The sequence below is a fragment of the Vreelandella sp. DA03-1M genome, from assembly GCF_055725665.1.
Genome location: NZ_CM146798.1, coordinates 1279572 through 1293411 on the forward strand (window position 1 = coordinate 1279572; position 13840 = coordinate 1293411).

13 protein-coding genes and 2 tRNA genes are annotated in these 13840 nt (G+C 50.2%); 9 read left to right on the forward strand and 6 right to left on the reverse strand.

Features of this window, described 5'->3' with window-relative positions; all coding sequences use genetic code 11:
* Positions 1-258 precede the first annotated feature (258 nt).
* Positions 259-1614 carry a ParB N-terminal domain-containing protein gene (locus tag ACXUPB_RS05925; RefSeq protein WP_144408604.1) on the forward strand — a complete coding sequence of 452 codons (1356 nt, stop codon included), beginning with the start codon at positions 259-261 and terminating at the stop codon, positions 1612-1614.
* Here the strand turns inward: ACXUPB_RS05925 and ACXUPB_RS05930 are convergent.
* From ACXUPB_RS05930 to ACXUPB_RS05945, 4 genes are all read right to left on the reverse strand, one after another.
* Positions 1611-2471: a DNA adenine methylase gene (locus ACXUPB_RS05930; RefSeq protein WP_035559709.1), complete on the reverse strand. Its 861-nt coding sequence runs from the start codon at positions 2469-2471 to the stop codon at positions 1611-1613. The two genes, ACXUPB_RS05925 and ACXUPB_RS05930, sit on opposite strands and share 4 nt — an antisense overlap.
* Positions 2472-3017: 546 nt before the next feature.
* Positions 3018-3188, reverse strand: coding sequence for a hypothetical protein (locus ACXUPB_RS05935; RefSeq protein ID WP_158414217.1), 171 nt, complete (start codon positions 3186-3188; stop codon positions 3018-3020).
* Complete coding sequence (locus tag ACXUPB_RS05940; RefSeq protein ID WP_339934030.1) at positions 3169-3672, reverse strand: hypothetical protein; 504 nt, start codon at positions 3670-3672, stop codon at positions 3169-3171. The genes ACXUPB_RS05935 and ACXUPB_RS05940 overlap by 20 nt, the downstream gene beginning before the upstream one ends.
* Positions 3673-3777: 105 nt before the next feature.
* Positions 3778-4584: a sulfite exporter TauE/SafE family protein gene (locus ACXUPB_RS05945; RefSeq protein ID WP_035563041.1), complete on the reverse strand. Its 807-nt coding sequence runs from the start codon at positions 4582-4584 to the stop codon at positions 3778-3780.
* Between the two features lie 146 nt (positions 4585-4730).
* On the opposite strand from ACXUPB_RS05945, the gene ACXUPB_RS05950 reads away from it, so the two are divergent.
* Entirely contained in the window at positions 4731-5327 is a 597-nt protein-coding gene (locus tag ACXUPB_RS05950) for a hypothetical protein (protein ID WP_035563044.1), read from the forward strand.
* 5 nt (positions 5328-5332) lie between these two features.
* Here ACXUPB_RS05950 and ACXUPB_RS05955 read toward each other — a convergent pair whose 3' ends face one another.
* Positions 5333-5857, reverse strand: coding sequence for a helix-turn-helix domain-containing protein (locus ACXUPB_RS05955; RefSeq protein ID WP_035563045.1), 525 nt, complete (start codon positions 5855-5857; stop codon positions 5333-5335).
* A gap of 309 nt (positions 5858-6166) precedes the next feature.
* Between ACXUPB_RS05955 and gltX the strand changes: the two genes are divergently transcribed.
* From gltX to ACXUPB_RS05970, 3 genes are all read left to right on the forward strand, one after another.
* Positions 6167-7651 carry a glutamate--tRNA ligase gene (gene gltX / locus ACXUPB_RS05960; RefSeq protein ID WP_179915251.1) on the forward strand — a complete coding sequence of 495 codons (1485 nt, stop codon included), beginning with the start codon at positions 6167-6169 and terminating at the stop codon, positions 7649-7651.
* Positions 7652-7811: 160 nt separating this feature from the next.
* Positions 7812-7887, forward strand: a tRNA-Ala gene (locus tag ACXUPB_RS05965).
* A gap of 66 nt (positions 7888-7953) precedes the next feature.
* Positions 7954-8029, forward strand: a tRNA-Glu gene (locus tag ACXUPB_RS05970).
* A 671-nt stretch (positions 8030-8700) separates the two neighbouring features.
* Here the strand turns inward: ACXUPB_RS05970 and gltA are convergent.
* Positions 8701-9987 (reverse strand): citrate synthase, encoded by a 1287-nt coding sequence (gltA, locus tag ACXUPB_RS05975; protein ID WP_035563050.1) that lies wholly within the window; start codon positions 9985-9987, stop codon positions 8701-8703.
* Positions 9988-10498: 511 nt separating this feature from the next.
* Here gltA and sdhC point away from each other — a divergent pair.
* The 4 genes from sdhC to ACXUPB_RS05995 are packed head-to-tail and all read left to right on the forward strand — an operon-like array spanning position 10499 to position 13732.
* Positions 10499-10876: a succinate dehydrogenase, cytochrome b556 subunit gene (gene sdhC, locus ACXUPB_RS05980; RefSeq protein ID WP_200897104.1), complete on the forward strand. Its 378-nt coding sequence runs from the start codon at positions 10499-10501 to the stop codon at positions 10874-10876.
* Positions 10870-11217, forward strand: a complete 348-nt coding sequence (gene sdhD, locus ACXUPB_RS05985) for a succinate dehydrogenase, hydrophobic membrane anchor protein (RefSeq protein ID WP_035563055.1) — start codon at positions 10870-10872, stop codon at positions 11215-11217. Before sdhC ends, sdhD begins: the two co-directional genes overlap by 7 nt.
* 4 nt (positions 11218-11221) lie before the next feature.
* Positions 11222-12994 carry a succinate dehydrogenase flavoprotein subunit gene (sdhA, locus tag ACXUPB_RS05990; RefSeq protein ID WP_035563058.1) on the forward strand — a complete coding sequence of 591 codons (1773 nt, stop codon included), beginning with the start codon at positions 11222-11224 and terminating at the stop codon, positions 12992-12994.
* A 27-nt stretch (positions 12995-13021) separates the two neighbouring features.
* Complete coding sequence (locus ACXUPB_RS05995) at positions 13022-13732, forward strand: succinate dehydrogenase iron-sulfur subunit (protein ID WP_008958564.1); 711 nt, start codon at positions 13022-13024, stop codon at positions 13730-13732.
* Positions 13733-13840: the final 108 nt, after the last annotated feature.

Below are 13840 nucleotides of genomic sequence, written 5' to 3' on the forward strand. Positions count from 1 at the left end.
GGAAATTATCAAGCCGCCTGGATATGCATAATATGGAGATTCTGGGGCGGTGTGAGATTCGGATTGGGCGGGTGGTTTGATAAATAACCGTTGAGCAAGTCTCAAAGTCTATTTTAATCATTATATTAAAAATATCGGGGGCAAAGTGAGTAGACGTAATTTTACTAATAAAGAAATTTCTGTTGATGATTTGTTGCTAGACGTTGGAAATGCACGTATCAGAACCGGAGCTGATCAGCGAGACTGTATTGAAAAATATTGGCCAAAGAAGAGCAAATGCTTACGCTGATACAGGATATCGCTGAAAATGGATTAACAACTATGCCCATTTTGGTTCAGCCTTTAGATAATGGGGAGTGGTTAGTATGGGATGGTAATAGGCGTACGACAGCACTTAAGCTGCTAAGGCACCCTGAAAGATGCCCTGTAGAATACTTGAAGCTGAAAATAAAAAGAATTGCAGATGAATTCAAAGATAACATATTAGATAAAGTTGAGTGTCTTTCAAGTGGTGATATACAGTCTTTAGAGAAGGAGGTTATTGCAAGACACTCTGGAGCTATGGGAGGAGCTGGGCAACTCTCTTGGGCTGCTTATATGAAAGCTGTTTTTTCGTTGAATCATAATGGTTCAACAGATTATAGACGAGCTGGAAAATATTTACTTTGGGCCGAATCCAAGGGCTTAATTGTTGAGGATGATTTTCCAATAACTAGTTTGCACAGGTTTTTTACAAAAGAAAATATGAATTTTTTAGGCTTTGAAGTGCAAGATGATGATGCTTTAAAGCTGATGGTTCCAGAAGCTACTGCAAAGTTAATGGCAATTAAAGTTATTTCGGACTTTAGTAGTGGTAAGCCTGTAAGGGATGTTTTTTCACCAGACAGTGCTAAATCATACCTATATGAAGTAAGAGGAAGTGTTGGCCTAAACGCTAATTTAGAAAATGAAGCTGATAGCAATTCTAATACGGGAGCAAGAGCAGAAGGAGAGTCAGAGATAAATAATCAAGAAAGTTCAGACTCAAATGAAGCAACAGGTAATAGTCGCGAAAGTGCATCTAATAATAGTCAGTCTACTAGCTCTGATGATGCTGAAATTGAAAAGCCAGCTGGAACCGGTTCACAAGTTAAAGGTACTCGTTCTGCCTCATGGGAACGCCCCGGGCTGTTTCCGAGAGGGAAGGATGGAATCCCAATTCCTACCGTTAATACAAAGGCTAAGAATATCGTAGCGGAGCTTCGACGTTTAAAAACTAACGGTAGCAGAAGTACCCCGGGAACGCCAATTGCAGTTGCAATGCTATTAAGGGCTTTAATTGAAATTAGTACAGAAAATTATTGTAATAATTTTAGTGATGTTAAAAAAGATCAAGATTTTCATAAGCAAGTTGCTAAAGTCGCTGACCATATGCTGGAAAATGGGTTTATAGCTAAGGATGAGTATGAAGTTGTGATGCGTCAAACCCGTACTGCCGAAAGCATGCTCCACATAAAAACTATTCAGAAGTATGTTCATTCAGAATCATTTCATCCCACGGGACAAGTTCTAAATAGTCTATGGGATGAAGTTTCATTTTATATAGGAATTTGTTGGAGGGCTAAGCCTTCCTAACGACGGAGTGTAGGGCTGTTGTGCAATGTTAAGTTGTCATAAAACATGATTTCAGTTGCATTTGGTCTTGATAAGTGCGTAGAATAATGTAGCGAAAATTCAACATTCCGTTCTTGAGAGTATAGAGCCCTTATAGGATCGCAGTTGTCATAAGTTACTAGCCAGGGATGGCGGATTTTTCTTACTGTGTCTGCAATTTTAGCGTGATCTTCAGGTTGATAATGGTTTCTATATAATTGACTGCCCTTGACATAATAAGGGGGGTCGAGATAAACAAGGCATTTGCTGTTTTCTTCATGGAGTTTTTTTGTTACTAATTCTAACGCGTCCAAGTTGTAAACAGTTATGTGATTTTTGAGGGAGTTTATGCTCTTTATTCTTTTCAAAAGCTTTTCTTTGTTATAACGAGCGTCAATCTTATATTTTCCTTCTTGTTTTTTTCCCCCAATGACACCTGCTGATATTATTCCAGACCTATTGGTTCTGTTTAGAAAAAAGGTGGCAAATCCGAGTTCGGTTATACTATGTTCATCCGGATTGTTAACTATATTTTTTTGCTGATACCAACTTTCCATGTTGATTTCAGTTTTCTCAAAAAGATCGAAGAAAAACTTGTCATCATTTAAGATCGACCACCAGAAGGCATAAATTGCTGGATCAGCATCATTTATAATTATGTTGTTAACATAACCATGTGTTAACAAGTAGATAGCAGCACCTGCACCCCCTGCATAAGGCTCTACATATGAACCGCCACTGATGCCATTGTGCCGCATTAAACTACCCAACCATTCACCAAGGCGAGCCTTTCCTCCCGGGTAGCGTAGGGGAGTAACGAATGAGCGGGGCGAAGACATATTGACTCTCAATTTAGTGTATTTGGCAATTTCGAATTTGAAGCCCATTTTCACGGATTTTTATGCAAAATAATAGGTGTTTCATTGTTATAGCCCAATCTAGATTTTTGCAACTTGATGTTTTTTCAACTAAATATTTCTTACTGCTTGTTTCGCCGCCCCCTCATTCGTATACGCCACCATCAACTCATCCCAATTCGTCGTATAGCGCGTCCATGGTGGCCATTAGCTGTTGGCTGCGCTGGCGTTCCTCTTCCATTTGTGGTTTGTCTATCTGGTTGGGCTTCCGTTGCCGCCAATTGTCGGCCGAGGTAGTTAGGGCTGTTTTGCGACTGTGCAGCAGTTTAAGGGGGGAGTTAGGCAGGCGAGGCGTTGGATGGTGCAGGTGGTCATTACATTGCGTAACGGGAAATAACTTGCTGGCAACTTTGCCATATTGAAGGTGTCGCCTAAGAGCACGCGTTGCGGAAACGTTTCGCCAGATTAATGCGGCAATAAAAATCCCCGACCATGTGGAGTGGTCGGGGGGGGGGTTGAAGCTAACAATTAGGACAGGCGAAAAACGGACTTCTGAGCGCGTTTCTGCGCTTCCTCAGCGCTCAGGCTGATTTTTACATTGCCTTGCCGTTGTGCGGCAAGATAGCGCTTACGTGCGGCCTCAATGGTTGCTGCCTTGCGCTGCTGCTGTGTGATGTGTTCATCCGCGTATAAATGCATAGCATGTTCCTCTCTGGGAGGTATAGGGCGTTAGACCGCTAGCTAGGAAATAAGCTCCATAGCGTCGATAAAGCCTTCTGTAATAGTGGCACAGCTGAGTATTGTCATCAACGGCACAGCCATAATAGCCCGAGCCATGCATATCATAATCAAACAGGCTAATGGACTCTAGCAAGCCAGAGCCGAGTAGATTCAACTCAGTTAAGGAGTAAGGGGCTAGACCTAACTGATATCGAGTACGGTAGCCATGGGCTGGGTTGTCATCCAATAGGCTATCAAGCGTATCAAATTTGATCTCGTAGGCATCTTCTGGGATCTGAACGCCTAGTTCCTGGGTCACTTTAAGAGCGGTGTTATCGTCCCATGCGGGACGAGGAATAAATAACGCGCCGTAGTTAGTCCCAGCTAGCGAAAAATGCTGAACCTGTGCCCCTGGGAGAGTGGTTTCGTCAATAAATTCCCGATTACCAAAAATAATGCCCATGCCGCCTCCTACAAACGGGCCGAATATTATGGCACGGAAATACGCTGCTTTCCTTTCATCTGGCAATGCCTTACAGCGTCTCTATCCTAATACTGCAGGTATAGCTCACGCCGTAAACACCGCATACACCATCTGCAGCGCCAGTCCCATCAACATAAACGCGAATACGCGCTTGAGTAGCGCGACGGGCAGCTTGTGGGCGAGCTTGGCACCAATCGGAGCGGTTATAATGCTGAACGGCGCCATTAGTAGAAACGCGGGAAGATAAACATAGCCTAGCGCGGCACTAGGCAGCCCGGCTGTACTCCAACCATTAATGATGTAACCCAGCGCCCCAGCGACGGCAATGGGTAGCCCAACGGCTGCCGAGGTGCCAATCGCGCGGGGGAGTTTGACGTTGCACCAGGTGAGGAAGGGCACGGTTAGTGAGCCGCCACCAATCGCCACCAGCGCTGAAATACCACCGATGCCCAGGCCCACACCGCTTACTCCCATTGGGCTAGGTAGGCCGCGGTTCGGTTTGGGCTTGATGTTTGCCAACATCTGGAGCGACATTAGCACCATAAAACAGGCGAAAAAGATGGCTAGGCTACGGGTGGGGATCAGCGCGGCGATAAAGGTAGCTAAAAACGTGCCGACTAAAATGCCGGGGGTAATATACCGCACGATGTCCCAGCGTACCGCCTTGTGCCGATGGTGGGAAAGCAGGCTGGCGGTAGACGCAGGAATAATAGACGCCATGGCAGTGCCTAACGCCAAGTGGGCGAGATGTTCATGGGGCACACCTTGAAGTACAAATAGCGACGTTAAAATCGGCACCATAATGCCACCGCCGCCAATCCCTAATAAGCCTGCCATCAAGCCAACAAAGCCGCCCAGTGCTACATATGCCAACCACCAGATGATGTCCAAATCCGCTGCTCCTAAAAGTGTCTTGTTAGCACGATAAGCACATTGTACCGGAAGCGGCGCGTGTAGCGGGACCAAAGTCGAGTATTCGACTGTGGTAGCGGCGATGCAGTGGTAAGCTGCAGGACAAGTAATGTTTCGGAGTTCGTATGCGCAAGGTAATAGGCAATGTTGGCGTTTTGGTAGTGGTAGTTGCGCTATTGGCAGGCTGTAGCGACATGGAGGAGCCGTCAACTGACACAGTTTCCTCCGCGCAACCTGAGGCCACCCCTGAAGCCCCGGTGACTGAGTCGGAAATTGCTGAGGTGGAAGTAGAGCCGCTTGTTGTCGAGATATCGACGCAGGTCGCCTTACGCAGCGATCGGCGCTTAATGGTGGAAGGTAAAAGCAACTTACCGGATGGCACCCAGGTACGCATTGTAGTCGAGCGTGAGATCAGCCGGGTGCGTTGGCAGGCAAGAACGCAAATCGAAAATGGCCAGTTTGCAGCCGGCCCGTTTGGTTCTGGCAGTGGGCTGCCCGATGGCGGCTACGATGTCCGCGTGGAAGTCTCGGAAGGCAGCGTGCAGCCAGTCGCCGTGCAGGCGCGTATTGGCCACGAGGGCCAGCACCTGGCGGGAGAGCTTGTCAGCCAATCCCGCCATGGGCTGGGCCAAGTGGCCACCTACTCACAGCGTTTCTTGGTGGGGAGTGAACCAAGGCAAACGCGTGACCAGGTGGAGGTGCTAGAGAGTCCGGGGAGGTAGACGCTTTAGGCAGGATGCCAATGGGCTAATAGTACTGCATGAATCGATGTGTCACTGGGGGCTTTGGCGAAGTGCTCAATGACGAAACGATCATCGCGTTGCACCACGTAGTGGCCCGCTTTATGAAACACATGGGTAGGCCCGAGCAGCAGTAAATCACCAGCGTTAACGGGCGAAAAATCCGTACCTTGGCCAGGGGTTGCCATCACACATGGTGCTTTCCAGTCGATGTTCAACGGCAAATGGCTGGGCACTTTAATGGTGGTTGCCTGTACCTGTTCCCAGGGGAGGGGACCAGTATGAGTCAACGTTAATAGCTCGGGTGCGCTATCACCTTCCAATAGTGTTGCCAGGGAACAGTCGAGGGCGTCAGCGAGCGCAACTAAGCGTTCGTGACCGATCTGTTTGATCGCCCCGGATTCCCAATAAGAAATGGTGACATCTGACACGCCAACTTTGCGTGCAAGGGCAGCTTTGTTGAGCTTGGCCCTAAGCCGCAGTTGCTTGATCCGTGAGCCTAGCGATTCCATTTCGTTTTCCTGATGATGAGCTAAAAAGCTCGTGAATGTCTTCCACTATAGTCGTCTTTTTCAATATAAAATATAAATAGTGGCGCTACGAACATACGTTATTGCTCTGCTTCAGTCTTGAGGTATGCGCTCAAGGGGTTGCTACAGTGCCATACTAAGCGATTGTGCTTTAGCGCGCATTAGTGGACAAATAACGTTGAGTTAATTTCTCTGACGCTTTCTTGCGCGAGTTGTTCCCTGGGTGCCGCTGTTGGTTGCGCCTAAGGTGCGTATAATAACGCTATGCATTTTTGCCAATAGGACGTTTTCATGACCGTACGTACTCGCATCGCGCCTTCTCCGACAGGGGACCCCCACGTTGGTACGGCTTACATCGCGCTTTTTAATCTATGTTTTGCTCGTCAGCATGGCGGCCAATTTATCCTTCGTATTGAAGACACTGATCGGGTGCGTTCTACGCCTGAATCAGAGCAGATGATTCTTGATTCATTGAGCTGGCTGGGTCTTGAGTGGGATGAAGGCCCTGATGTGGGTGGCCCCTATGGCCCATATCGGCAAAGCGAGCGTGGCGACATTTATGCCCAACACGCTCAACAACTTTTGGATGCCGGTCATGCGTTTAAGTGCTACCGCACCAGTGAAGAGCTGGATGAGCTGCGTGAGACACGCAAAGCCGCAGGATTGCAGCTGGCCTTAAAACCTGCAGATTTAGCGCTGGATGCACAAGAGCAAGCGCGCCGTGAGCAAGAGGGCTGGCCTTATGTAGTGCGCATGAATGTGCCCGCCGAAGGCGTGTGCGTTGTTAAGGACATGCTGCGTGGCATAATCGAGGTGGAGTGGGCGCAGGTAGACGCGCAAATTTTGCTCAAATCAGATGGCATGCCTACCTACCATTTAGCCAACGTGGTCGACGACCATTTAATGGCAATCACTCATGTGTTGCGTGGGGAGGAGTGGATTAACTCCGCACCAAAGCACCAGTTGCTGTATGAGTATTTTGGTTGGGAAATGCCGCAACTTTGTCATATGCCGCTGCTGCGCAACCCGGATAAATCCAAACTCTCCAAGCGCAAGAACCCAACGTCGATCAACTATTACCGTCGAATGGGCTTTTTACCCCAGGCCGTCACCAACTATTTGGGGCGGATGGGCTGGTCAATGCCCGATGAGCGCGAGAAATTCAGTCTGCAAGAAATGATGGCAGAATTTGATGTGCAGCGTGTCTCGTTAGGCGGCCCTGTATTCGACCTGGAGAAGCTGACCTGGCTGAACGGCGTCTATATTCGTGAAGACCTGGACGACGATGCGCTGTTAAGCGCGCTGCGTGAGTGGGCCTTCAATGAAGCCTATATTAAGCAGATTCTGCCGCAGGTACGGCCGCGGGTAGAAACGCTCTCCCAGGTCATGCCGTTGGCAGGGCACTTCTTCTCGGGCTTGCCAGCACTGACTAAAGAGTCGTTTGAGAGTGTGAAGCTTGAGGAAGAGGAGCTGGTAAAACTGCTCCAGTTCCTTGTTTGGCGATTTGAAGGCGTCTCCGCTTGGAATAAAGAGGCGCTACTGAGCGAAGTTAAGCTGCTGTCCGAGCATTTTGATTTGAAAATGAAAGCGTTCCTGGCGCCGGTGTTTATTGCGATTACCGGCAGTACGTCCAGCACCTCGGTTATGGACGCCATGGCGATTCTTGGCTCCGACGTTACCCGGGCTCGCCTGCGCAGCGCGATAGAGGTGTTGGGTGGCGTCTCTAAGAAACAGGCGAAGCGCTTTGAAAAAGAGTTTCGTGAAATAGCTTCGTGAAAGAGCTCTGTGAAAGAGCTCTGTGAAAGAGCTTAGTAACATCAGCTAACCGCAATTGAGATAGTGCTAGCGCCAATTTCTTATCTTTAAGTAATTGGCGTTTTTCATGTTGACGAAGGCCAGGGGAATCAGTATTATACGCTCCGTCTTCGCGACATGTGGGGCCTTAGCTCAGCTGGGAGAGCGCAACACTGGCAGTGTTGAGGTCAGCGGTTCGATCCCGCTAGGCTCCACCAATTCAGCAGCATGTGAATAGTTGCTCGGGAAGACACGCTTTTAGCGTTATATGTCTAGTGTTATACGTCCCATTCGTCTAGTGGTCTAGGACACCGCCCTTTCACGGCGGTAACAGGGGTTCGAACCCCCTATGGGACGCCACTACTTACTACTCCCTTTCTAATGTTTTTTCTGGCAATGAGTCTTCTCATCTGCTGGATTTCTGCGTTCCTGCCGTTCACAAAAAAGCTACAAATCGCCACTTTTTGGGCGATTTTATGCTTGACTTGTCCACTTTTGCGATTCTGATTTCAAGGTTGTGCACAACCCCTTGTTGTTGACGCAAAAAATATTGAACAGAACTTAAATCATTAAAAAACAATGACTTACATTAGATCAAAAAATGACCAATTTAAGGCTGGCCCACTGCCCATGGCGATTGTGGGACGTTTTGAAGTGGTTGTGAACAGGGTTATCCACAGATAGTGTGGAAAACCCTGAGCGAAGCCGAGAGGCAAAAATGTCAAGCGATATTAGGGGTGCTCAGGTGTTTTAATGGTGGTGATTTAGCGCAATGGTTGATTCAAAATTGACTAAGTAATGGAGATACCCAGCGAAGTCAGCTGGTGTTGGTTGCACGGGCATTATAGTAGCCCGTCAGGCGGTGAACTTGCTCAAGCCCTCGTTGGTGTAGCGGTGCGAACGACAGGCGAGTAGAGACCTTTGTTGGCTCAAGTCGCTGGCAGGTGACTGGCGTAATGCCAGCCCAGCGTGAAAGGGACCTTACGCAAAAGGCCACCCGAAGGTGGCCTTTGATCAAGCGGGGTGTTGATTTATTTTTTCGGGTAGTCGCGCTGGTCATGACCAATATAGAGCTGACGCGGACGGCCGATTTTGTAGCTTTCGCTGAGCATTTCGTGCCAATGAGAGATCCAGCCAATGGTGCGCGATACCGCGAAGATCACGGTGAACATATTGGTGGGGATACCCATCGCTTTCAGGATGATGCCTGAATAGAAGTCTACGTTCGGGTATAGCTTACGCTCGATGAAGTACTCGTCTTCAAGGGCGATCTGCTCAAGACGCTTGGCGATTTTAAGCTGTGGGTCGTCGGCCATGCCGAGTTCTGCAAGTACTTCGTCGCAGGTCTCTTTCATTACCTTGGCGCGCGGATCGAAGTTGCGATATACGCGGTGGCCAAAGCCCATTAGCTTGAATGGGTCGTCTTTGTCCTTGGCTTTATCGACAAAGTGCTGGATGTTCTCTTCGGAGTCTTCGCCGATTTCGTCGAGCATCGCCAGTACGGCTTCGTTAGCGCCGCCGTGAGCGGGGCCCCAAAGTGCCGCGATACCAGCGCTGATACAGGCGAATGGGTTAGCGCCCGTGGAGCCTGCAAGGCGTACCGTAGAGGTAGAGGCGTTCTGCTCGTGGTCCGCATGTAGCATAAAGATGCGGTCCATGGCTTTCGCGAATACCGGGTTAATTTTGTACTCTTCGCACGGGTTGCTGAACATCATGTAGAGGAAGTTCTCTGCATAGCTCAGGTCGTTGCGCGGATAGTTGAACGGCTGCCCCACATTATACTTGTGCGACATGGCCGCCAGCGTCGGCATTTTAGCAATCAGACGGATCGCACTAATCACACGATCTTCTTCTTGAGTAATGTCCATATGGTCATGATAGAAAGCGGCTAGGCCGCCGACTACGCCACACAGGATAGACATCGGGTGCGCGTCGCGGCGGAACCCTTTAAAGAAGTTGTTGATCTGATCGTGAACCATGGTGTGGTTACGAATGCGCGATTCAAAATCTGCGTATTGCTCGTCGTTAGGTAGCTCACCAAATAGCAGGGTGTAGCACACTTCTACGAAATTAGACTCTTTGGCCAGCTGGTCGATGGGGTAGCCGCGGTGAAGCAGTACGCCCTTGCCGCCATCAATATAGGTGATGGCAGATTGGCAGGAAGAGGTGGCCATAAAGCCGGGATCGTAGGTGAACAGGCCTTCAGCGCCTAAGCCGCGTACGTCGATGACGTCGGGGCCAAGTGTGCCGGAATACATGGGTAGCTCGATCGGTTTATCAAGACCGTCTACCGTCAATGTCGCTTTCCTGTCAGCCATGCTGGCCTCCTTTCGAATTCGGGTTGGGACGTAAAGTCGTTGCTGCGCATACCGCGCCGGCGAAAAGGCCTGCCCACTATAGAAGTGTGCGACATTTTGTCAATTAGCCTAAGCGCTAGCTGTGTATTGTACAAAAATTGTTATTATGATGAGTGTTGTATAAGATTTAAAAGTCTACAATATGACAAAGCGTTAAAAGACCGGCGATATTTTAACAATAGTTTAACATGAGATGTTAACAGGCTTATCAAATTGCTACTCTATCGTCACTATAGCGATGCTGCAGCGCAAAATCGAATCCGAATGATGGTAATTTTCTTGCACCATAGTCGAGTTAAGCCTGAGTTCGGTTTGTAAGCGAGGGCGAAGGTTCTTATAATCCACGGCGCGCGACCGGCAGGTAGGTGGTCGTGCCCGACTTGGCAACGGCCGAGCCCCTTCCAGCAACCACCGCCCGCTCGGGCCATGCCCGACCTGTCGCAGAGCGGGCCAAGAGAGTGTGTACAAAGCCGTGAATAGCAAACGACCCGTAAACCTAGACCTTACTACGATCCATTTCCCACTGCCGGCCCTGACGTCGATCGCACACCGTATTACGGGTGTCATCCTGTTCATTGGCCTGATTTTCGCTTTTTGGGCGCTGGGTAAATCCTTGTCATCTCCGGCGGGTTTTGACGCCGTTAGCGATGTGCTGGCCAATAATTTCTTGGCTAAGTTAATCGCTTGGGGGCTGTTGTCCGCCCTGGCATTCCACTTTGTAGCAGGCATTAAGCACCTGCTGATGGATGCCGATATTGGGGTAACCCTTGAAGGTGGCGTACAAAAAGCGCAGATCACCGTCGTGGTCAGTGCCGTTCTGATTATTCTGGCAGGAGTTTGGGTATGGTAACTAACATCACAAGTTTTGGCCGTAGTGGGCTTTCTGACTGGCTGATGCAGCGCGTTTCGGCGGTAATTCTGGCCATCTACACGGTCTTTATCGTTGCCTTCCTGCTGTTTAATCCCGATCTCGATTACTACGCGTGGAGCGGCCTGTTCAACCAGACGTGGATGCGGATTTTCTCGCTACTGGCGTTCGTCGCCTTAGCCGCGCACGCCTGGATCGGCCTATGGACCGTCACCACCGACTATCTCAAGTCCACTCGCCTGCGCGTGGGTGTCCAAGCTGTCATCATCCTGGGCATTTTCGTGTACTTGGTGTGGGGCATTCAAATTCTGTGGGGAGCTTGATTACATGTCTAATCTGCGTAGCCTGACGTTTGACGCCATTATCATTGGTGGCGGTGGTGCTGGCCTGCGAGCCGCGCTTGAACTTGCCAAGTCCGGCAAAAAGACGGCCGTGTTATCGAAAGTTTTCCCGACCCGCTCTCACACCGTTTCTGCTCAGGGTGGTATCACCTGTGCAATCGCGTCTGATGACCCGAATGATGACTGGCGCTGGCACATGTACGACACCGTTAAAGGCGGCGACTATATCGCTGACCAGGACGCGGCTGAGTATATGTGTTCTGAAGGCCCGAAAGCGGTCTTTGAGCTCGAACACATGGGCCTGCCGTTCTCGCGTTTAGATAACGGCCGTATTTATCAGCGTCCGTTCGGTGGTCAGTCAAAGAACTTCGGTGAAGGTGGCCAGGCGGCACGTACCTGTGCGGCGGCTGACCGTACCGGCCACGCGCTGTTGCACACGCTTTATCAGAATAACTTGAAGAACGACACCGTGTTCCTCAACGAGTGGTACGCGGTTGATCTGGTCAAAAACGCCAGCGGTGACGTGGTCGGTTGTATCGCCATGTGCATCGAGACGGGCGAAGTAGTTCACGTTAAATCGAAGGCCACGGTACTCGCGACCGGTGGTGCAGGCCGTATTTACGCCTCCACGACTAACGCCTTGATCAATACCGGTGACGGCATCGGTATGGCGCTGCGTGCGGGCTTCCCGATGCAGGACATGGAAATGTGGCAGTTCCACCCGACCGGCATTTACGGTGCGGGCACGCTGGTCACAGAAGGCTGCCGCGGTGAAGGCGGCTACCTGATCAATAAAGACGGCGAGCGCTTTATGGAGCGTTATGCACCGAACGCCAAAGACTTGGCCGGCCGTGACGTTGTTGCTCGTTCAATGGTCATGGAAATTCTGGAAGGTCGTGGCTGTGGCGAGAAGGGCGATCACGTCTTCCTGAAGCTTGATCACCTGGGCGAAGAAGTGCTTGGTAAGCGCCTGCCCGGTATCGTTGAGCTTTCTAAGACCTTTGCTCACGTTGACCCGGCAAAAGATCCAATCCCGGTCGTGCCGACCTGCCACTATATGATGGGCGGTATTCCAACCAACATTCATGGTCAGGCGATTACCATGGACGAAAGCGGTAACGATCATATCGTTAACGGACTGTTTGCCTGTGGTGAAGCGGCGTGTGTATCGGTTCACGGTGCCAACCGCTTGGGCGGTAACTCACTGCTCGATCTGGTAGTGTTTGGGCGTGCCGCGGGTATGTTTATCGAAGGCGCGCTGAACGCAGGCATTGAGTACCTGGACGCTTCTGAGTCTGACATTGAGTCGGCCATGAAGCGGATCACGCGCTGGAATGAGTCTGAGGGTGGTGAAAGTATTCCTGAGCTGAAGGCTGAGCTTCAGGACATCATGCAAACTTCCTTCGGCGTATTCCGTGAAGAGAAAAACATGCTGGAAGGCGTCGACAAGCTAGCGCTACTGCGTGAGCGTATCGCCAATGCCCACCTGCCTGACAAGTCCAATGCCTTTAACACTGCCCGTGTAGAAGCGCTGGAACTCGATAACTTGATGGAAGTGGCTGAAGCGACGGCGATCGCTGCCCTTGAGCGTAAAGAGAGCCGCGGCGCCCACTCGCGCTACGACTATCCAGACCGTGATGACGTCAACTGGCTGAAGCACTCGCTGTTCTTCCCTGCGACGAAAGAGCTGAAAAAACGCGACGTTAACTTCAAGCCGAAAACTGTTGATACGTTCGAGCCTAAGGTTCGTACCTACTAAACGCCGCATAGACGAGAGGGAGTCACTATGTCCAATCTTCAGGTATCCGTATACCGCTACAATCCGGAAACCGACTCCGCACCTTACATGCAGGAGTTTCAGGTCGATACCAAAGGCCGCGATGTGATGGTGCTGGATGTTCTTCATATGATGAAAGAGCAAGACAGCGGTTTGGCGTTTCGCCGTAGCTGCCGTGAGGGTGTTTGCGGTTCTGACGGCATGAACATGAACGGCAAAAATGGCTTGGCGTGTATTACGCCTTTGTCAGACGTTGTGAAGAACAACAAGCTGGTGCTGCGTCCGCTGCCAGGCTTGCCGGTTATTCGCGATATGGTGGTCGATATGGGCTTGTTCTATAAGCAGTACGAGCGTATTCAGCCGTATCTGCAAAACGACACGCCGCCGCCTGCCATTGAGCGCCTGCAGTCGCCGGAAGAGCGCGACAAGCTTGATGGCTTGTATGAGTGTATTCTGTGCGCCTGCTGCTCAACGTCTTGCCCGTCGTTCTGGTGGAACCCAGAGAAGTTTGTTGGCCCAGCCGGTTTGCTGCAGTCTTACCGTTTCCTGGCCGATTCACGTGACACGGCTACCAGCGAGCGGTTGAGCAATCTGGAAGATCCGTTCTCGGTGTTCCGTTGCCGTGGCATAATGAACTGTGTGGCGGTTTGTCCAAAAGGCCTAAATCCCACTCGGGCGATTGGTAAAATTCGCGAAATGCTTCTCGCTGATGCTACCTAAGTTCATGACATTTGAGTAAAAAAGCGTGTGCCACTTAAGTTGGGTAACAATGCCACTTAAATCATGGCGCTTCGCTTGTTATCATAGGGTTTGTCACGTGGTGCGGCG

Excerpts from the sequence above, each read along its gene's own strand:
- ACXUPB_RS05955 (WP_035563045.1), bottom strand. The coding sequence starts at position 5,857 with ATGGAATCGCTAGGCTCACGGATCAAGCAACTGCGGCTTAGGGCCAAG.
- sdhD (WP_035563055.1), top strand. The coding sequence starts at position 10,870 with ATGGTAACTAACATCACAAGTTTTGGCCGTAGTGGGCTTTCTGACTGG.
- ACXUPB_RS05930 (WP_035559709.1), bottom strand. The coding sequence starts at position 2,471 with ATGTCTTCGCCCCGCTCATTCGTTACTCCCCTACGCTACCCGGGAGGA.
- ACXUPB_RS05940 (WP_339934030.1), bottom strand. The coding sequence starts at position 3,672 with ATGGGCATTATTTTTGGTAATCGGGAATTTATTGACGAAACCACTCTC.
- sdhA (WP_035563058.1), top strand. The coding sequence starts at position 11,222 with ATGTCTAATCTGCGTAGCCTGACGTTTGACGCCATTATCATTGGTGGC.
- gltX (WP_179915251.1), top strand. The coding sequence starts at position 6,167 with ATGACCGTACGTACTCGCATCGCGCCTTCTCCGACAGGGGACCCCCAC.
- ACXUPB_RS05935 (WP_158414217.1), bottom strand. The coding sequence starts at position 3,188 with ATGCATTTATACGCGGATGAACACATCACACAGCAGCAGCGCAAGGCA.
- ACXUPB_RS05950 (WP_035563044.1), top strand. The coding sequence starts at position 4,731 with ATGCGCAAGGTAATAGGCAATGTTGGCGTTTTGGTAGTGGTAGTTGCG.
- gltA (WP_035563050.1), bottom strand. The coding sequence starts at position 9,987 with ATGGCTGACAGGAAAGCGACATTGACGGTAGACGGTCTTGATAAACCG.
- ACXUPB_RS05995 (WP_008958564.1), top strand. The coding sequence starts at position 13,022 with ATGTCCAATCTTCAGGTATCCGTATACCGCTACAATCCGGAAACCGAC.